This window comes from Brevibacterium paucivorans (assembly GCF_016907735.1).
Taxonomy (GTDB): Bacteria; Actinomycetota; Actinomycetes; order Actinomycetales; family Brevibacteriaceae; genus Brevibacterium; species Brevibacterium paucivorans.
Genome location: NZ_JAFBCP010000001.1, coordinates 138,909 through 158,172, shown reverse-complemented (window position 1 = coordinate 158,172; position 19,264 = coordinate 138,909). Strand labels below are relative to the sequence as shown.

The 19,264-nt window shown below is 57.6% G+C and carries 17 protein-coding genes and 1 tRNA gene; 9 read left to right on the top strand and 9 right to left on the bottom strand.

The genetic code is table 11. From position 1 onward, the window contains the following. Positions 1–9: 9 nt before the first annotated feature. A complete protein-coding gene (locus JOE56_RS00745) occupies positions 10–990 on the top strand; it encodes an ABC transporter substrate-binding protein (protein ID WP_204514398.1) in 981 nt (326 codons plus the stop codon). Between the two features lie 18 nt (positions 991–1,008). Here JOE56_RS00745 and JOE56_RS00740 read toward each other — a convergent pair whose 3' ends face one another. Beyond that, positions 1,009–1,620: a GNAT family N-acetyltransferase gene (locus tag JOE56_RS00740; RefSeq protein ID WP_204514397.1), complete on the bottom strand. Its 612-nt coding sequence runs from the start codon at positions 1,618–1,620 to the stop codon at positions 1,009–1,011. 4 nt (positions 1,621–1,624) lie between these two features. Beyond that, the gene (locus JOE56_RS00735) at positions 1,625–2,422 is read right to left on the bottom strand and encodes a serine hydrolase (protein WP_204514396.1); all 798 of its coding nucleotides are present in this window, start codon (positions 2,420–2,422) and stop codon (positions 1,625–1,627) included. A gap of 114 nt (positions 2,423–2,536) precedes the next feature. On the opposite strand from JOE56_RS00735, the gene JOE56_RS00730 reads away from it, so the two are divergent. Then, positions 2,537–3,613 (top strand): dipeptidase, encoded by a 1,077-nt coding sequence (locus tag JOE56_RS00730; protein ID WP_204514395.1) that lies wholly within the window; start codon positions 2,537–2,539, stop codon positions 3,611–3,613. A 44-nt stretch (positions 3,614–3,657) separates the two neighbouring features. Here the strand turns inward: JOE56_RS00730 and JOE56_RS00725 are convergent, their stop codons facing one another. The 5 genes from JOE56_RS00725 to JOE56_RS00705 all read right to left on the bottom strand — a co-directional run bounded on the left by JOE56_RS00725 (position 3,658) and on the right by JOE56_RS00705 (position 8,861). Further along, positions 3,658–4,500 (bottom strand): flagellar basal body-associated FliL family protein, encoded by an 843-nt coding sequence (locus JOE56_RS00725; RefSeq protein ID WP_204514394.1) that lies wholly within the window; start codon positions 4,498–4,500, stop codon positions 3,658–3,660. A 67-nt stretch (positions 4,501–4,567) separates the two neighbouring features. Beyond that, a complete protein-coding gene (locus JOE56_RS00720; protein ID WP_204514393.1) occupies positions 4,568–5,434 on the bottom strand; it encodes a DUF817 domain-containing protein in 867 nt (288 codons plus the stop codon). A 19-nt stretch (positions 5,435–5,453) separates the two neighbouring features. Further along, a complete protein-coding gene (locus JOE56_RS00715) occupies positions 5,454–6,929 on the bottom strand; it encodes a peptide MFS transporter (RefSeq protein ID WP_204514392.1) in 1,476 nt (491 codons plus the stop codon). A 145-nt stretch (positions 6,930–7,074) separates the two neighbouring features. Next, the gene (locus JOE56_RS00710; RefSeq protein ID WP_204514391.1) at positions 7,075–7,884 is read right to left on the bottom strand and encodes a ribokinase; all 810 of its coding nucleotides are present in this window, start codon (positions 7,882–7,884) and stop codon (positions 7,075–7,077) included. Next, positions 7,863–8,861, bottom strand: a complete 999-nt coding sequence (locus tag JOE56_RS00705; RefSeq protein ID WP_204514390.1) for a nucleoside hydrolase — start codon at positions 8,859–8,861, stop codon at positions 7,863–7,865. The genes JOE56_RS00710 and JOE56_RS00705 overlap by 22 nt, the downstream gene beginning before the upstream one ends. Positions 8,862–8,943: 82 nt before the next feature. Between JOE56_RS00705 and folP the strand changes: the two genes are divergently transcribed. Then, complete coding sequence (gene folP / locus JOE56_RS00700) at positions 8,944–9,822, top strand: dihydropteroate synthase (protein WP_204514389.1); 879 nt, start codon at positions 8,944–8,946, stop codon at positions 9,820–9,822. Between the two features lie 32 nt (positions 9,823–9,854). Further along, positions 9,855–10,574, top strand: coding sequence for a dihydrofolate reductase family protein (locus tag JOE56_RS00695; RefSeq protein WP_204514388.1), 720 nt, complete (start codon positions 9,855–9,857; stop codon positions 10,572–10,574). 68 nt (positions 10,575–10,642) lie between these two features. On the opposite strand, the gene JOE56_RS00690 is transcribed toward JOE56_RS00695, so the two are convergent. Then, positions 10,643–10,715, bottom strand: a tRNA-Asn gene (locus tag JOE56_RS00690). A 138-nt stretch (positions 10,716–10,853) separates the two neighbouring features. Here JOE56_RS00690 and JOE56_RS00685 point away from each other — a divergent pair. Both JOE56_RS00685 and JOE56_RS00680 read left to right on the top strand, forming a co-directional pair. After that, positions 10,854–12,650, top strand: a complete 1,797-nt coding sequence (locus JOE56_RS00685) for an AMP-dependent synthetase/ligase (protein ID WP_005884633.1) — start codon at positions 10,854–10,856, stop codon at positions 12,648–12,650. A gap of 883 nt (positions 12,651–13,533) precedes the next feature. Then, the gene (locus JOE56_RS00680; protein ID WP_204514387.1) at positions 13,534–16,014 is read left to right on the top strand and encodes an HNH endonuclease signature motif containing protein; all 2,481 of its coding nucleotides are present in this window, start codon (positions 13,534–13,536) and stop codon (positions 16,012–16,014) included. A 120-nt stretch (positions 16,015–16,134) separates the two neighbouring features. Here JOE56_RS00680 and JOE56_RS00675 read toward each other — a convergent pair whose 3' ends face one another. Then, positions 16,135–17,112: an ABC transporter permease gene (locus JOE56_RS00675; RefSeq protein WP_005884671.1), complete on the bottom strand. Its 978-nt coding sequence runs from the start codon at positions 17,110–17,112 to the stop codon at positions 16,135–16,137. 101 nt (positions 17,113–17,213) lie between these two features. Here JOE56_RS00675 and JOE56_RS00670 point away from each other — a divergent pair, with 101 nt between their 5' ends. The 3 genes from JOE56_RS00670 to JOE56_RS00660 are packed head-to-tail and all read left to right on the top strand — an operon-like array spanning position 17,214 to position 19,253. Continuing rightward, a complete protein-coding gene (locus JOE56_RS00670; protein WP_204514386.1) occupies positions 17,214–17,768 on the top strand; it encodes a TetR/AcrR family transcriptional regulator in 555 nt (184 codons plus the stop codon). A gap of 42 nt (positions 17,769–17,810) precedes the next feature. Further along, complete coding sequence (locus tag JOE56_RS00665; RefSeq protein WP_005884675.1) at positions 17,811–18,305, top strand: acyl-CoA thioesterase; 495 nt, start codon at positions 17,811–17,813, stop codon at positions 18,303–18,305. A 60-nt stretch (positions 18,306–18,365) separates the two neighbouring features. Beyond that, positions 18,366–19,253: a DMT family protein gene (locus JOE56_RS00660; protein ID WP_239272083.1), complete on the top strand. Its 888-nt coding sequence runs from the start codon at positions 18,366–18,368 to the stop codon at positions 19,251–19,253. Positions 19,254–19,264 lie beyond the last annotated feature (11 nt).

The window sequence follows — 19,264 nt, the reverse complement described above, 5'->3', positions numbered from 1 at the left end:
GGAGAGATGATGCTGAAGAAGGTTGTCCGGTCCGCTGTCCGAACGTGTGCGGTGGGAATGATTGGCGTTCTGGCGTTGACGGGATGTTCGAACGGTCAGTCGGAAGGCGCCGGCAACGCTGAGGGCAACGGTGACTCAGGGGCGAGCGAGTTCGTAGTTCCGGAAAAGAAGCCCACTCGCGTTGTGGCAACCAGCTCTGAAGTATCTGATATGGCTCTCCTGCTCACCGGTGCTGACAACATGGCGGCTGTGAGCGCAAGTTCGAAGAACCCGCAGATGGGCATGGTGCCGCTGGAAGCTAGGAAGGTTGAAAACACTTTGCCACCGGGCGTGAACCCGGACGCTGAACAGATTTTGGCGTTCAAGCCTGACCTGGTGCTCACCACCGCGCGTCACGGGGGCGAAAAATCGGCTGCTCAGCAGTTGGAAAAGGCGAACGTGCCGGTGTTGCAGTTGCGCACAGACGACTTCAGCACCCCAGAGAAGTACGCGGTAACACTCAAACGGGTCGGCGAAGCTCTCCACGAAAAAGACAAGGCAACATCCGAATCAGATGCGCTTTTGAAAAAGATCAAGGAGATCGACGACAAGCGTGGGGATGGTGAGCACAAACCGTCCACGCTTGCTCTCATGGCGCGTGGCGACAAGATTATGGTGATGGACTCGGATCAGATGCTTCCCGGACTTGCGATCCGTGCTGGTGCCAAGGACGCAACCGAAACTCTGGGGATTGAGAACACGTCACCGATCGACGCAGAAAAGCTGGTTAAAGCTCAACCGGACGTCATCTTGCTCGAAGACTTCATGGGCAAGGGACGGGCCCCGTTCGACTCGCTGCTCAACAACCCGGCCGTTGCTCAGATTCCTGCGGTGAAAAACCAGCAGATCCACGTGGTTCCCATGACCGAGGCGTCCGGTGTAGCTGGTGTGAACCTTCCAACCGGGTACCAAAAAGTGCTGTCGATCGTTGCGGAGTCGAAAGCGTCTTAACGACAGAGTCTGTGGGCTTTAGTCTGGCCACGGGCCGGTGTCGGTCCGCGGGTCTTGTGGTGTGAGCGTTGCGATTCGCGAGTCGTAGAGCTTGCCTTTGTTGGTGTGTTCTAAGCGGATCGTGCCGTCGTAGACAAAGCCGCACTTTTGCGCCACGCGAGCGCTCGCGTAGTTGGGCACACCGTCGTGGACTTCGCAGCGCCAACCGATGGCGCCCAGCCCCAGCTCGAAGCCCCAGTCGATGATCGCGTTGAGTGCTTCGCTGGTGTAGTCCTTGCCACGGTGGTCGGGGTTTGCCCAGTATCCAACTTCGCCGCGGTCTCCGGCGATGAGTGGGTTGTTGTAGGAAATCAAGCCGGCAACCTTCGCCGAGGTGGTAGCAGCGTCCGCTTGTGTGGCACTTTCCGTGTGTGCGTCTTTGAGAAGCATGATCCAGGTGGGCTGGTCGGATTCCCACCACTGAGTGGTCAAAGAAACAAACGTCTGCGCATCGTTGAGCACGTACGGGGAGGGAACCATGGTCCACTTTTGGATCAGTGGGTCCTGACAAATGTCGCAAATTGCCTGCGCGTCACCGGGTTGCAACGGGCGCAAGATCAGGCGTTCAGTCTCGATTACAACAGGTTTCATGGATTTAGCCTACATGCGTAGTACCGCTCGAAATGTACGCGCGCACTTGAGCTCCCAGCGCACGCATTCTCTGCATGACTGGTTCGCGCTGATCATCCATTCCATTCCAATTCGCCAGTACCGCATATGACACTGTGGCTTTTGGGCCGGTGACGATTCCCACATCAGCCCGGACGACCTCGGTGGTTCCTGTCTTATGCCGCAACAACACCCCGTCTTCATGAATGTGAGCCAGCGGGTCAAGATAGAACGCGTCAGCGAACATAGACGTGTCCGCATCGGAGGCAAGCCACGACAACACCTGAGCGCTCACCTCGGGAGACACGACAGCTCCACGGTGCAGCTGTTCCATGACGTGCGAAAGCTCCCGGGCTGTACCGGCTGAAGATGCCCAGGGGAGGTCAGGAGTGCGCTCCTCGTCGCGAATGAAATCCAAGAGTGCCGTGTGCTCATAGCCAAGTTCGCTGGAAACGGAACGCACAGTATTCAAGCCGCACATGTGAATGAGGGCGTTGGTAGCTAAATTGTCTGAGAACGCACCCACGAGCAAAGCCGCGTCAGCAACCGCGATGTTCTGGTTGACGAACCGGTACAGGATCCCAGATTCTTCAACTAAGTGGTCCTGCGGAATGTCGATGGGGGACGCAGGGTCCAATTCATTGTCCAGGATTCGGCGTGCGACCTCTACGAGAAGGAAGATCTTGCCGATGCTGGCGGTTTCGCACAGAAGATCCGCTCCTTCTTCATGCAACACCGGACCGTCGATATCCCTGATGTCGATGCTCCAACGAACAGTGTCCACAACCAATCTCCTTTGCGTGTATGGCACGAACAAACTGAGGTGTGCGCGCCGTAGCCGCCTTCGTCACGGGTGTTCTCTCATCTGACATGATAGAAGCCACGAAAGGAGCGATTCATGTACCCCGTAATCGACGGACACAACGACCTGGCTTGGAAGAGCCGTGTAGAACGCCAGTACCGCACAGAAGGATTGGACGGCGAAGTTCCGGTTCTCCACACTGATATTCCGCGTCTGCGCGCCGGTGGGGTAGCAGGGCAGTTCTGGTCGGTATGGATCGACCCTGTGTTGGAAGGTGCGCAGCAGGTTACTGCCACGCTTGAGCAGATTGACTTTGTTCACCGGCTTATCGCTTCGTACCCTGAACATTTCCAGCTGGCGCTGACTGCAGATGACGTGCGCGCGTCGATGAAAGCCGGTGTGATCGCCTCACTCATTGGTGTCGAAGGTGGTGCCCAGATCGACGGGTCCCTGGCAGTGTTGCGCCAGTATGCGCGTTTAGGCGCTCGGTACATGACTCTCACATGGTCAAAGACCATCGAATGGGCCGACTCCGCAACCGACGAGGCGCGTCATGACGGGCTCACCGACTTTGGGTGTGAAGTTGTGAAAGAGATGGAGCGGATCGGGATGATTCCTGACCTTGCGCACGTCGCACCCAGCGTGATGCGCCAAACCCTTGATTTGGTAGACATGCCTGTTCTGGTCACGCACTCGGGAGCGCGTGCGCTGTGTGAACACCCGCGCAACGTACCCGACGACGTGTTGACGCGCATTGGTGACGCCGGTGGAACTGTCATGGTTCCGTTCGTTCCCAAGTTCATTTCGCAGGACCTTTACGAATGGGAAGAAGGCGACCAGTCAACACCCGCACCTGCGGTGACACTCAAACAGGTCGCCGACCACGTGGACCACGTGCGCGAACTTGCCGGCGTCGACTCCGTGGGAATCGGAGCGGACTTCGACGGCATAGACACAACAATCAGCGACCTCGGCCACGTTGGTACGTACCAAGACTTGTTTGCAGAACTCGAAACTCGCGGGTGGACAAGCCAGGAACTCGAAGGGCTCGGCTACAAGAACGTCCTACGCGTGCTTGAAGCCCACGACCCCGCCTACCGCGCATTCGTCCGGGGCGAAAGCGTGCCCACCCAACCACATCAGTTCGTCCCGCGAGTGGACACGGAAAATTAGGAACCACCTCGGCGGGGGTCCGGGACGGCACCCTAAGCCGGCGCCTACTTTTGTAGGCGCGTTGTGCCGTCCGGTCCGCCGGTGGTGTTGATCTGTTTGGCGTAACAGTGGTCGGCGTCTAACGAGTGGAACGTGCACCACTGGAGCGCGTCGTCGGGGTTGTCGTAGGACGAGTCGATGACCGTGACGTAGTAGCCCGGCTGGCGATAGGAGGCGTAGTCTTCCGACTTCAGCAACAGAACCTGTGAGGTACCGTACTCGTTGGCGAGCTCCTGATGCTCTTCATAGATCGCGTCTGCGTCCCACACCTTGCCGTCGGCTTCCATGCCTACCTTCTTTGACGCGATCTGCGGGACCCACTTGCCAATGAGGTTCTGTTCGACAACAACCTTGTCGTCTTCAACCTTCTGATCGAGGTTTTCCTCGCTTGAGGTGCCCGAGGTGCCAGCGTAGTCCGAGTCGTCCGAGGTGCCCGAGTCATCCGCGCCGTCTGGCGCTGTGTCTACAGTTTCGTCGTCAGCAAGGCTCGCCTGGTCTGGGCCCGCTGCAGGTTGGTCTTCGTCGCCGGTAGCTGGCTGGTCTTCTGTCGCGGTTCCTTGCGAGGAAACGGTGCCGTCGTCATTGCGCATAAACAGGTAGGTGCCGCCCACAGCAAGTGCTGCGACCAGGATGAGCGCGCTTACGCCCATGAGGATGCGGGACGTTTTGGAGCCGTCCGCCGAGGCGGTCGCGGGCTGGGCAGTCGCTGGCTGGGGTGGGATCACCTGCGGTTGCGCTGGGGCTGCGGGTGCAGGCGGAGCCTGGGGTGTTGGCTGCGCATTGCTGCTCGGTTTTGCAAACTTTGACTTGAAGTGTGCGACTTTCTGCGGATTGAAGTTGTTGCTCATTGTCACGCCCCGTTCTTCACCCAACCCACGTGTATTTCGTTATGCGTAATTCTATCGTTCTTGGGGTTCAGGCTTGCCGGTGGGGGCGTGGCGGGTAGACGAACGTTACTAACACCACAGAAATGATCATGAGTAGGAACCACGCAATGAGTTTCTGGATCGAAACAAGCTCCCAGCCGTCTTGTTGAGCTGGGTAGATCCACGCACCGGCCCAGGTGGCAATGTTTTCGGCTAACCAGATGAAAAAAGCGGTGCCCACGAACGGGACGAGGAGAGGTAACCGTCTATATGGCCGGCTGCGATGATTCTTAAACAGCATGACGCACGGGGCGAAGGTGACGATCACTGCGGCTGTGAGTATCCAGCGGAAATCAAACATGTAGTGGTGGGTGAAGAAGTTGGCGTAGATTGCCAACGCGATCACCGCGGTGAGCCAGCGTGGAGGATACCGGTTAAACCGCAGGTCGAACAGCTTATACACGCGCACCATGTAAGAACCGATAGCTGCGTACATGAACCCTGAGTAGAGGGGCACGTGCCCTATACGAATCACGCCGTGGTCTCCGTAGCTCCACGAACCCACGGCGGTTTTGAACACTTCCATACCGGTACCAACGATGTGGAAGAGCATAATGACCCATAGCTCTTTGCCGGTCTCGAGCTTCAGACTGATCATGAGGATCTGGATGATCACTGCAGCGACTACGAGTCCGTCGTTACGGCTTAGGATCGCGCTTTCTGGCCACCACAGTCTAAACGCAATGAGGACAACGAGGAAGCTTGCGCCAAAGACGCAAGCCCACGCTTGCTTAAGAACAAACACTGTGAACTCCACGACCCATCGTGTGAGTCCTGAAGCGTGACGGTATTTGTGTAGCCAAGCGTGGGCTTTGCCGTCTAAGTAGCGTTCAAGCCGAGTTGATTCGAACGTCATGTCAGCTCAATGTAGGTGTTTACCGGACACCCTTCATGAGTTTCACGACTGGTTTAGCAACTGCCAAGACCACTACACCCACAACGATTGAGCCTGCACCAAGTGCGGACCAATAAGGAACCTGGTTAGAAGCGTCGTAGTACTCGGAGAAGACTCCAGACAGGGCAGTACCAACACCTGAAGCTAAGAAGAACACAGCAATCATCTGGGACGTGTAAGCCTTGGGTGCCAATCGGGTTGAAAGGCTCAATCCGATAGGCGAAATCATGAGCTCGGCAATCACGAACAACATGAAGATGAGAGTGACCCACAGAAGCGGGACGCTGTTCTTCTCTGCGTTTGCGTACACCAGGAACATGAGGAAGGCGCCACCAATGATGATGAGTGCCAGGCCAGCTTTAACCGGCGCTGAAGGTTGGCGATCACCCAGTTTGAGCCACAGTGCCGAGAACACTGGTGCCAGAGCAATCACGAAGACCGGTGGGATGAGCTGGATCCAGTTGATGGGCATTTCCCAGCCGAACAGGGTGCGGTCCAGCTGGTTCTGCGAGTAGCTGGTCATGACGTTGAAGATCTGTTGGTACAGCGACCAGAACGCAATGGATGCGATGAAATAAGGAATGAACGACACCACGCGGCTGCGCTCTGTGCCATCAACACCCTTGGAAGCGAGCATGACGGCGAAGTAGATCACCGCTGCACCCAAGGATACAAGAGCGGTCCAGGTAGCCAGGTTCTCCTTGTTCATCAGCCCGGTCGTCCACAGGGCGAAAATAGCGAGAACAGTTCCAATGATCGAAGCGGGCAGTACCCACATCTTCTTACGCGGGAGAGGCTCAGGGACGTGGCGCGCCTCGGTAGGCATTTTGTGGCGACCAGTCAGGTAGATAACAAGGCCCAACGCCATTCCAACTGCGGCTGCGCCGAATGCAATGTGGAAGCCAATCCGCTGCTGCAAAATACCCGTCAGAAGTGGACCCAAGAAGGCACCCAGGTTCACACCCATGTAGAAGATCGAGAAACCGGCTTCACGTCGTGAGTCCTTTTCGTCATAAAGGCTTCCCACAAGAGCCGAGGCGTTAGCTTTAAGACCACCAGATCCCAAAGCAACGAGAATTAGACCAACTGCGACACCGCCCAGCCCGGGGATGAAAGCAAGCGCGAGGTGCCCGCACATGATGATGACTGCCGACCAAAAGAGAACTGGTTCCGCTCCCATCAGACGGTCAGCAACCCACGCCCCCAGAACCGTTGCTAAGAACACGGCACCACCGTAGGCACCGACGATGGCGAGGGCTGTTGGTTCTTCCAAGCCCACACCACCCATGTCGACAGCGGTGTAGAGGTACAGGGCCAGGAGCCCAGTCATTCCGTAGTAGGAAAAGCGCTCCCACATTTCGAGCCCAAATAGTTGGGCGAGCGGCAGTGGGTGGCCGAAAAACCGAGTGTCTTTCGTCTGAGAGTGCTCTCCCGTGCTGGTGGCTGGTGAAGCCATGAGAATCCTTAGGTTAAGACAATATATGCAGAGCCAAACCTTAAGGGCACAAAATGAACGATTGCCACTTCAACGGGCGGTTTTGGTGCAATGGTGATGAATGACACACTCGGTGACGTGGGTCAATGAACGGTGTTGACGTGGCTCACACTGTCCAGATCTGTGCGCCCTGATGCGTCACGGAGTGCGAAGCCTTGTGGACGGCCACCGTGAGAGCGTCTTCCTTTGACGCGCCCTGGGCGAGCATTGCGCACAGGGTTCCGGTGAAAACGTCGCCGGCGCCGGTTGAGTCGAACGCATCAACTGCTGGGGCGGGTGCAAAAATGCCGTCCCACAGTGCCCCACGCGCCCCGAAAGTCATCGCAATCGATCTGTTTTCACTACCCAACTGCTGTGACTCAAACTCATTAGCAACCACAACGTCGCACATCTCCACTAGTCTGCGCATGTCCTCTTCCCACGGGGACGGGTTAAACACGGTGGTTGCGCCCCTTTCCTTGGCCGCGCCCATTGCGCCAATGATCGCAGGGGTTGGCACTTCGTTCATGGTGGTCACAACATCGCCGGGCTCCACGAGCTCTCGTACTGCTTGAACTTGAGCCTCACCAATGTGCTGATTTGCGCCAGGATCTACCACGATCGAGTTTTCGCCACGTGAATCCACCACGATGTACGCCGAGCCCGTGTAACCTTCGACTTGTCCTAAGTGGCTGACATCGACATCGCAATTGACTAGGTGCTTGCGATACCTTTTTCCGTCGTTGTCGTCACCTGTGAGGCCCACCAGATACGTCTGTGCGCCAGCTTTTGCGGCGGCGACGGCTTGATTTGCGCCTTTTCCGCCCGGCTGAATAACGAGTTTGTTCGTAAAAATTGTTTCGCCGACTCGCGGGTGCCGGTTCACCATGAGAACCGTGTCGACATTGACTGACCCTACGACGATGACTTTTGGCATGTCTCTTCTCCTGCGATGACGGTGTTCACAAAAAGTTGTTCCATTGCTGTGTAGTCGACTGCTGTGATGACCTGCGTGTTGACGGTTGCGCCTGCCTCTTGAGTGTCGGTTTGAGATGTTCGTTCGTCAATGACGGTGCGTCCGCGCGTGAGTGAACCGTTGAGTTCAATATCGACGGCTAAGCGTGACACTGTTGTCAGTTCTGGTGCGGCCACACTCATGACGGCGCCTGCGTCTCCCAGACAGGATGCGGTGGGGTCCGGAATGCGGGTTTCACCTGCGTTGCGGGTTTGGGAGTATGCCAGCATCTGTCCAATGGTGCGGATCCGCGCATCCTCCGCCGAGGTGTATCTGGCCACCCGCTCGTGGCTGACCGTAACCGTGTAGAAGGGTTCCAGGGGGTACAGCGTGATGGGGATTCCGTTGTGAAGAACTTCGTGTGCGGCTTCGGGGTCGCTCCACGCGTTGAATTCGGCAGATGCAGTGACGTTACCGTACCGGCGTGCCCCACCCATCCAGACGATCCGCTCGATGTGTTTGTGCGCCTCTGGGTATGCTCGCAAAAGTAACGCAATGTTCGTCAGTGGTGCTAACGCTATAAGAGTGACTGGACGTGATGATTCGGAAAGCAACCGGTAAAGAAATTCGGTGGCAGGTTCCTCCACGGGCTGTCGTGGCGAGCGGGGCAACTGCACTCCGCCCACACCGTTTTCGCCGTGATAATGATCTGCACTACGGTGGTCATCCACCAGGGGGCCGGTCGCGCCTGAGGCGACGGGCACCTCGGCCGCCCCACTCATGTCCAAAACGTCTAAGGTGTTGCGAACAACCTGAGCCACACCCACGTTGCCAGCCACACACGTCACGCCCAGAAGGTCGATGCCGGGGCAGCGGGCAGCGAACATGAGCGCGTAGGCGTCGTCGAGTCCCGTGTCGACATCGAGGATCACAGGCGTGGAAGGTTCGGATAAAAGCACATGTATATGTGTACGTCCTAGTGACGCGAAACACAAAACTGTCGGTCCTGGTGGTGGCAAGACGTGGAAGTACGATGTGTGTATGCGAGGGAGTATAGGGCCCACCGGGCTGGGGAAGAATGAAAAAGTCGCAATTATGGCGGTCGTGAATCGAACTCCCGATTCCTTCTACGACAAGGGTGCGACTTTTGGTTTGGACGCCTCGGTGCGGGCGGCGATAGGCGCGTTGGACGCGGGTGCTCACTGGATTGACATTGGGGGAGTGCCGTTTGGTCGCGGGCCGCACGTGAGCGCAGAGGAGGAGTGCGAGCGGGTGGTGCCGTTTGTGCGTGCGCTGTTGCGGGAGCGGCCGGAGGCGGTGATTTCCGTGGATACGTACCGGGCGCAGGTAGCAAGTGAAGCGCTTGAGGCAGGGGCGCAGGTCATCAATGACACGTCAGGTTTTGTAGACGCCGACATGATCGACGTCATTGCGCAGGCTGGTGCGTATGCGATTGTGTGTCACTCGGCTGGGAAGCCACGTGAAGAGAAGCCAGCGGCGTACTACGAGGATGTGGTGGCCGAGGTGGTGGCGTTTGTGCGGGAGCGCGTTGAGCGTTTGCGGAAGGCCGGGGTGGCGAGTGACCGGATCATTGTGGATCCCGGGCACGACCTGGATAAGAACACGCTGCACTCGTTGGAGTTGACTCGCCGGTTGGGTGAGATTGTGGACCTGGGGTTCCCGGTGATGGTGGCGGTGTCGAATAAGGACTTCATTGGCGAGTGTACGAATCGGGAGCAGGGGCAGAGGCTGGCCGGTTCGCTTGCTGCGATGACGGCGTGTGTGATGTCCGGTGCGCGGATTGTGCGCATGCATGACATTGATGCGACGGTGGATGCGGTGCATATGACCGAGGCGATCTTGGGCTTGCGTGAACCGTTTGAACTGATCCACAACACGCATCCCACGCATAACGTTTAGGGGCTAGGGGATTGCTTGGTTAGGGGAGTGGCGTGGAAATTCGCGAATTGGACCAGCTGACCGACGACGAGCTGCTGGAGATATATGGGTTTCCGTCTGGGCCGTGGGTGCGGATGAATTTCATTAGCTCCATTGATGGCGCGGCCACGGTTGATGGGCTTTCCGGCGGATTGGGTGATGAGCACGATCAGCGGCTGTTGCGGCTACAACGTTTGCCTGCGCATTGTGTCATGGTGGGGTCCGGCACGTTGAAAGCTGAAGGGTACGGGGCTATGCGGATGTCGGCGGCGGACCAGGAGTGGCGGGTGCGTCATGGGCTTGCGGCCCACCCCACGTTGGTTGTCGTGTCTAACAGGCTCAGTGTGGATCCTGAGGATGCGATGTTTGTTGAAGCGCCTGTGCGGCCCGTGGTGGTGACGAGTGAGGCTGCCCCGGCTGGGAAGCGGGAGCGGTTGGCAGATGTCGCCGAGGTCGTTGTGGCTGGTGAGCGTTCCGTGTCTCCGGTCAGGGTGGTTGAGGAGTTGAAGGCCCGGGGGTTGACTCACGTTCACGGTGAAGGTGGTCCGCGGGTGTTTGGCGAGTTCGTTGGCGCTGGTGTGGTGAACGATCTGTGTGTGACGGTGGCGCCGTGGATTGTTGCCGGTGAGGCGCCCCGCACTGCGCACTCCGAGGCTGAACATCCGACCAGGATGACCCTCACCTCGGTGCTTCGCCAGGGGAGTGAAATTTTCCTGAGGTACGTGCTGAAGTGAGGGTGCGTAGCGGGTAGGCGAAAGGACGAAAAAGCGGGACACGCACTGCGCGTCCCGCTTTATTTATGCTCCCCCGGCTGGGCTCGAACCAGCGACCCTTCGATTAACAGTCGAATGCTCTGCCAACTGAGCTACGGAGGAATATCGTGCTGAGCACGAGAATTAACAGTAACAGCTTTTTAAACGAACTCAAAATTGATGCGCCACGCGGTTCGTATAAACGCGCTATCAAACGTAAACTGAACGGTTGTAAAGTCTCTCCAACCCCTGAAGGTCTACGTGTCAGTACGCGAAGCGTCGACGCCTGTCGAAGAAAATCTGTCCTACCCGGCGAGCATTCCGGCGGTCCTTGTCGAACGTCTACGGGACTACCCGAACGACGTCTACTGTGAGCGCCGCGGTGCATCGGGCATGTTTGAGCAGATCACCGTGCGTGACTACGCCCGTGACGTATTCACCACGGCGCGGGGATTGATCGCCCACGGGCTGAAGCCTGGCGACCGTGTAGGTCTTATGGGCAACACCAGTTATGACTGGGTCGTGTGCGACTTGGCGATCATGTGCGCCGGCGGGGTTGTGGTGCCCATCTATCAGACGAGCTCCACCAGGCAAGTGGAATGGATCGCAGAAAACTCGGATCTGACCGCGCTGATCGTGGAGTCGGAAGAGTATGCGAATGTCACCGCCCCTGTCGTAGAGAAACTGTCGTTGGACCTCCACGTGATCGACAGGGGAGACGTGAAACGTCTCCAGGGTGCTGCAAATGAGACCCCGCAGGACGAGGTCGATACCCGCATCCACGCACTCCAGCCCGATGACATCGCGACCATCGTGTACACCTCGGGAACCACGGGAAACCCCAAAGGCGCGCTACTGAGCCACGCAAACTTCATGCACCACGCCGTCAACGGTGTGGAAAACCCGGCACTGGGCGGGACAGTTCTGGCCGGTCAGGATAGCCGCATCCTCATGTTCTTGCCGCTGTCGCACGTGTTTGGTCGGTTCATCGAGTTCGTGTGCCTGTACAGCCGGTGCGTTGTGGGGTACACGCCGTCGATGAAGACTGTCGTGGACGACCTCGGCGATTTCAAACCAACATGGCTCCTGGCCGTCCCCCGCGTTTTTGAGACCGTGTTTAACAAGGCGCGCAACGCAGGCAAGCTGCAGAAGATGATTTTCGATTGGGCGTCTCGTGTCGCGCATGCGTACTCGGTGGCCCAAGACCGAGGTGGCCCCGGGCTGGGTCTGAAAGCCCAGCATGCAGTGGCGGACGCGGTGGTGTTTTCGAAACTGCGCAAGGCCCTGGGTGGCGATGTTGAGTACGCGATTTGCGGTGGCGCGCCGCTGGGGCAGTGGTTGGGGCACTTCTATCGTGGGCTCGGCATTCACATTTTGGAAGGGTACGGGGCGACCGAGACCGCAGCTCCCACGTCTGTGAACCTTCCCGGGCACTTGAAGGTTGGCACGGTGGGGACAGCGTTTCCTGGTGCTTCTTTGCGAGTAGTGGAATCGGGTGAGATCCAGATCAAGGGGCCCCACGTTTTCCGTGGCTACCTGGATAACCCGGAGGCGACCGAGGAGGCCTTTGACGACGGCTGGTACAAGACGGGCGACCTCGGGAAGCTCGATGACGAAGGTTACCTCACGGTGACGGGGCGGGTGAAGGAACTGCTCGTGACCGCAGGCGGTGAGAACGTGCAGCCAGCTGTTCTCGAGGACTCACTCCGCAGGCACACGCTCATTTCTGAAGTGGTAGTTGTGGGGGACCGGGAGCGGTTCGTGGGAGCCATGATCACGCTCGACGGTGAAATGCTTCCCGGGTGGTTGAAAACCCACGGATTGCCTGCGATGAGCATTGAAGAGGCCGGTCGCCACCCCAAGGTGCGCGAAGCGCTCGACGTTGCTGTGAAGTACGCGAACGAGAACGTTAACCGTGCGCAGTCGATTAGGAAGTACGTGGTGTTGCCGCGGGATCTCGAGCAGACAAAGGACGAGCTTTCGGCGTCGTTGAAGGTGCGTCGTCCCGTTGTGATGAAGAACTTTGCCCGGGAGTACGCTGCCCTGTACGACAAGTAGTTTGTGGGTGTGCGGAGTGGGTGAGTCGACGGCGAGTGTGTCTGATCGCCGTTCGAGCTGAGTTGCCTGGGTGTGCCGTACTGTGTAGGGCCGTACTGAGTGAGGGCGTCTTCCGTTAAGGAGGCGCCCTTTGGCGTTGCGGTAGAAAGTCTCAGCCGAGGTGCGACCAGCTAGCGTGCCGAGGTGGTCCTGGCCTGACAAGGTGGCTAGCTTTCTCTGGTTGGGGTAGTAGCGGGCCTGTTGCTCTGGGGTTGTGGCGGGGTCTACTGGTGACTTGGCTCTTTATGTTTCAGTCCATACGGCGCGAAGCGAGCGATACGGCGCATTATATTGCGCAGTTTCGCTCGCTTTGCGCCGTAATGCCCGGTTTGTGCGGTGTATTCGTGGAGCATGTATAACTGCCTGTTGCCCTACGGGGCGCTGGGCGTAAGGCTCCTGTTGTACACACTTTTTGAGCATTAAACTCGGCTCGCGACTGTGCACATCCTTTGGCTTACATGAGGGTGTTGCTGGTGAAGCGCGATCGGCTGTAAGAGTCGAGTGTCCTACGCGCGCTGGCAAATGTCTTGTAGCGCTGGTCTATCGTCACTATCACTTTCGCTGGCGAGCGTCGTCTGCGGTGTCCACAGCTGAATGCGGTTCACTGATCGCTTTTCGCGCCCGTAGCTCAGCGTTCGTCGTCTCCTCAATTGAGCGCTTGTCGTTTTCTCAGCTGAGCGTTCGTCGTGCCGATGTCTGAGCGCTTTTGGCTTCTCCAGCTGAAGCCTTTTGGTATCACTCACTGAACGCTCGTTCGAAAATAAATCGAAACAAAACGAACAAAACCCTTGACTCTTACATTCGAACACAAATAGAATAGAAACACACAAGGAGGTGAAACCATATGACCACAACAGATCACCATGTACGCAATGACATGTATGACGGGCCGGCTGTTGAACTCTTCGAAACAGTCAAAACGACCACGCGCCTCATGGACGAAGCCCGGGTGAAACAAGCCGAAGCAGTCGCTTCTTTGATCAGCGCCCACGTAACGCCTGTGGATGATTTCACCGATGGCATGCACGCGGTGTTCACCTCCAACCCTGGTGTAGGACCGCTGGTCACTAACGGGAAAGCAGGACAAAGCTCTGGTGTTCAGACTTCTGTTGGCGTGGATGATGTGGTGGCGTGTGTGGCCCTGCCTTCTGGTGAAGTGTGCACGGTTGCCAGTGTCGAACGCGTACCAGACGAGTTACCCACCCCAACAGAAGGGGTGCTAGCGAAGGTTTTGGATTGTACGCGTGCCCAGGTGGTGACCCAGGTGCGGAAAATCATGACAGCTGTGGTGCTCATGCCCAAACTCTGGTCACTAGCCAGGCAGGGTGTGATCGGGTTCGACCGGGTGTTGTATACCGCTGGCAGGGTTGGTCGTGCTGGGGTGTGTATCCCCGTGTTTGATGACATGCTCACCAGTAAACGGGTGGACGTGTCATGGAAAACCTTTAAACGGCATGTCACTGAAGTGCTTGCCATGCTCACGACCCCAGAAACCCGGGCGGAGAACGCGAAACGTAACCGGTCAGTGTCGTACTGGGTCAATGATGACGGTACAGCCACGTTGAGTCTGACTGGACCGGTGTTGGAGATGGAAGCGTTTTATCAGCGTGTACGCGGGACTGCCAGGGCAATCATGGCGAACCACGTAGAACCTTTCACTGCCACGTTGACGGATGAACAACAAGCCCTTTTCGTCACCGAAGACAACGGTGAAGTTTCTGAAGTGCGGGTTGGTGATCTAGGTCGGGTTGAGGTTGATGATGACCGGCTCATGGACCAACTCACCCTGGACTTGATCACAGGGGCTAAACCCTCAACCACGCTGCGTGTCCGAGTGACCCGGACAGGTAAACAAGCACCGATCAGAGTCACCTACACCGGGCCAGATAGCCCGAGTACGGATGGGGCTGAAGTGATCCTCCAAAACGGCACACAAGCTCAGGGCGGGAACGCTACTGCCAAGGGTACAAACAGTGCTTTCGAGGCGGGGATTCCCGCTGCTGACGCTAACGGTGCTGATGCAAACGGCGGTTCCGCAACTGACGGGCCTGGTGCTGATGGGCCCGGTCCGGGCGATGCGGACGGTTCTGTGTGGGCTGACAGGTGTGAAGCTAAGCAGGCTGAGCAGGTTTGTGAGCTTGAGTTGTGCGTGTCGATGCCTGAAAAAGAAGAATGGTTGAAATCCCAAGCCAGCATTACTCTCACAGTCCCGGTACTGCACTTCCTCATGAACAACCCACCACCAAACATTGGACAAGAGCGAAGTCCCGACGGAAACGAAGAACACAGACCAAGAGAATACGAAAACGAAAAGCACCGATTCGAGAAACGCAGACCGAAAAGACAAAGATCCGGAAAAGACCCCGGGCCAGGTGAACACAGACCCGAACAACAAGATTCTGGAAGACACGAAACCAAAGAACAAACATCCCAGAACCAGGGGAGTAGTGCGCCACTAGGGACTGATGTGCCACCGGGTGCCGGAGGCTCGCCAGGTGCTGATAGTGCTGCGGGCAGTGAGCTTGATTTTGGGCTACCGGTCAATGTGGACCCAGATGTGCGGGTTCCGGTGATGATGAATGGTCGGGTGCCGTTAGATGCTAAGACTGCTGATGAGGTGATTGCTCAGGCGAAGTGGGTGTACCGGATGTTCACCGACCCGCAAACCGGGGTAGTCCTGGAGTCTACGCCGACGAAGTACTACATACCAGCAGCTTTGAAACGCATGGTCGAAGCTAGGCACCCTGATTGCAGTGTCCCGTGGTGCGCGGTCCCTGCCAGGGTGTGTGAGAAGGACCATATCGAACCGTTCAACCATCAGGACCCCGAGAATGGTGGGTTGACTGTGATGGAGAATTTGCACCCGTTGTGTAAACGGCATCATCAAGAGAAAACCCAGAAACGACTCCGCGTCGACAAGATGGATGACGGTTCCCTGGCGTGGGTGCTGCCCAGGATTGGTGCCATGCTGGTCTACCCACCAGAATCGAGGATCAACCAACTTCACTATGAGCGGTTAATCGAGTACTTCGATACCGGTGACCAAGACATCAGCCACACCATCAACAACTACCTAGCAACAGAACAAACAAGCGCTCATAGCCAGGCGCCCAGCCGGAGAACACCCGTACAAACGGACAGGGGCACTGGTGGGCAAACTGCCGGGTCAGATGACGGAAGAACTGTCGGCCAGGCTGACGGGCGAACTGACGGGGCGGTGAGCGGGTATGACCGCGCGGTCGCTGACGAGTACGCAAACGCAGGGGAGGTGTTTAACGGCGACGCCCGACCATGGGAACCCAGCAAAGAACCACCACCATTCTGATTCGCCACCACCTTTCTGATTGAAGCTGATCTGGCAAACCCGGCCGGTGGTGGCTTAGTCGAGCGGCAGTGCTGGCTGTCACCCTTTAATCGAGGTCGTTCTAACCAGAGCCGTTCTAGCTCAGTCCTTCCGTCGGCGAGCTCCGATCGCGATCAGGAACAAGCCAGCGACAATCCAGGCTACGAGCACCCAAGGAGAGGCACCTAAGCCGCGACCGTCGAAATAGGCAGCCGAACGAAGGAAAGTGCCGGCCGCGCCGACTGGCATCCACTGCCCCAACGCACCCCAACCAGCAGGGAGCCAGTGGGGGCCAGCAGTAAAGCCTGACAGCGGATTGGAGACAAACAGCATGAGAACAGCACCAATGCCAACTCCTCCGAATCCCATGACCGAAAACAAGCCCAGCACGGTGCTCGAGATCGCAAGAATTCCAAGCGACAGCCCAGCCCAAAGCAACCAGAAGCTACCAGCTACGGCGTTAAACCACGGCTGCAAAATCGCGGCGGCGACGAGTCCACCTAGCACTGCCACGCCAACAGCGCCTAGAGTCCTCTTGCTTGCGGACTTCAGCTGCGTAGCGAGCAACACCGACGAAGCCATACCTCCGAAGATCAGTGGCAACAGCGCTGAAGCCAAGCCCATGCCCTGCGGATCTTGCTCCGTCATAGGCGCAACATCGTTGACAGTGACTTCCTGCCCGCCGGCTTTCATCTGTGACGCAACGCCTTTCAGCGCCGCCACATATGGTGCTCCAGCGCCGCTGGCGATGGTGACCTCAGTCCCAGTCGGGGTGGCAGAGATTGCGCCAACCGTCTCGCGGTTCTTCACCTTCTCTACGGCGTCCTCTGGGCCAGAAGCGTCAACAACCTTGAATGCGCCAGATGCCTCGATCTTTTGCGTCAATGCGGCCTTGGCAGGTTCCGGTGCTGACACGGCCAAAGGAATGTCGTGCGCGCCTGAGTGAATAGCTGGCGTAAGGAAGGCCAGCAACATAAGGGCGATGATGACACTTACAAGCCCGGTGATGGCGACCGGACCAAGTTGGCGACGCTTCCTCGTCTCCGATGTCTCTTTTGTCTTTTGTGCGGTTTCTGACATGACAACTCCTCACTAAACAGAACACGGCGCTCCGGATATAAAAGAAGCATAGCGCTCCGGTTATACTGGTGCAAACATGGGGTGCAAACACGGGAGGTCACATGAGGTCAGATGCTCAACAGAACCGAGAGGCACTACTAAGCGTTGCCCGCACCTTGATCGCAGAACAAGGCGCGGGTGTTTCGTTGCGGGCCATTGCAGCGGAGGCCGGTGTTGGAATTGCGACACTTTATCGGCACTTCCCTACACGTGGCGATCTCTTCCTCGCCCTGGTTATGCAGATGAGCTCCGAGGGACTCGCCGCCATGGACCGCGCTTTAGAGCAGTGGGACGCTGGCCCGGAGGCGGCCTGGCGCACTTTCATCATCGAGCTCGCCCAGACGCATTTGAGCGCCCAGCTCGTTGCAGTGGCTGAAGAGGATCCAGAATTCGCGACCTCGGAAAGAGTGTCGTCCGCCCGCGCAGACCGCCTTGCGCGTTTCGACCCCATCCTCGTCCGAGCCCGTGAAGCGGGCCTGATCGGTGACATTGACGCCATGCGACTCATCGTCGGAGTCGCTGCCGCCACCCGTCCTCTTCCAGCGTTTGTAGAGCAACAAATCCCAGATCTCCACGAATGGCTCATCGACGCGTATATCCGTGGAATCCGCCCGTAGGTTATTCTCGTTCAAGAACCTCGGACCTCGAAAGGAAAAGTAATGACGCTCCCCACTTTCGACCAAGTCATGGAACTTCCCGCTCACGCAGACCTACGCGTGCCACCAGAGTGGATCGACCACAACGAACACATGAACATTCGCCACTACATCGACGTGGCGTCACTGGCCTCCCTGACCCTCATGGAGGAAGCCGGTTTCGACAGCACATACCGTGACGAACACCGCCTCTCGCTATTCACAGTCGAACATCACCTGCGCTACCTGGCGGAAATGACACTCGGTGAACGCCTCACGGGACACGTGTACCCGGTGAAGCTCGGTTCAAAAGGTGTCCACCTCGTAGTGCTCGTCCTGGACCGCGAACGCGACCAGCTCGCAATGATTTTCGAAACCGTGCTACTTCACGTGGACATGGACGCACGCAAAGCCGTCGAAATCCCCGCCCACGTACGCGAAAAAGCCCTCCCACTGTTTGAAAAGGCCCAGCAACTGGACTGGTCCGTGCCCCTATGTGGCGTGATGGGCATCAAATAGTGGCCCACGCCCCCGTGGCAGTCACCAAACGTTCAGAATCTCCCCTTTAAGATAATCGTTGTGAATACTACTCCTATCGCACTATGCCTCGCCGTCGTATCGGCCGTGGCTTTGGCGTTCGGGGCGGTATTCCAACACCGAGGTGTCAATGAGTCCCATGCCACCGGCACCAAGTTCGGTGTGAAGTCTTTCCTAGGGATGTTCTCAAACCGCACGTGGGTACTGGGAATGTCGATCACCGTTGTCGGGGTTATCTGCGGCACGCTGTCCCTGGCTCTTGCAGCCGTGATGGTTGTACAGCCAGTAGGTGCGATCTCACTCGTCATTTCAGTCCTCATCGCCCAACGAACTCGAAACCTCAAACTCACAAAACGCATCATCGCCTCTGTCGCGTGGTGCACCGTGGGTGTGGGGCTTTTCGTGTTTATGTCGGCCATGGTGGCGAAACCTCAAGTTCAGCAGGGTGCCGAGACGCTGCCCCTTGTGTGGGCCACCGGCGTATCTATCGCCGTTTTCACGTTAGTGAAGCTGATCATAAAAGCCCCACCACAGTTGGTATACGTCATTGCAGGCGGAATCTTGTTCGCGTGCGTTGCCACCAACACCCACGTGGTTTCCGTGCAGTTTCTGACCTACGGACTTGGTGGCATCACGTGGCTGAACGTCGCCGCCATCGTGTTGGCCGGACTAGCCGGATCCATTTTTGTTCAGTCCGCCTATGCGTCCGGTCCGCCAGAACTCGTCATCGCAGGACTAACCGTGATCGACCCTATCGTCGCTGTGTTTCTTGGTGCCGTGATCCTGGGAGAAGCAACAGACGCTCCCGTGTGGGTTGTGATCGTGATGAGCCTTATCGGTTTGAGCGCATGCGGCGCAGTCTTTATTCTGTCCAAGTACCATCCAGACGTACTGCGCAGAGCCGAACTCAAAGCACAAACCAGCACGTAAGAACACGTGCG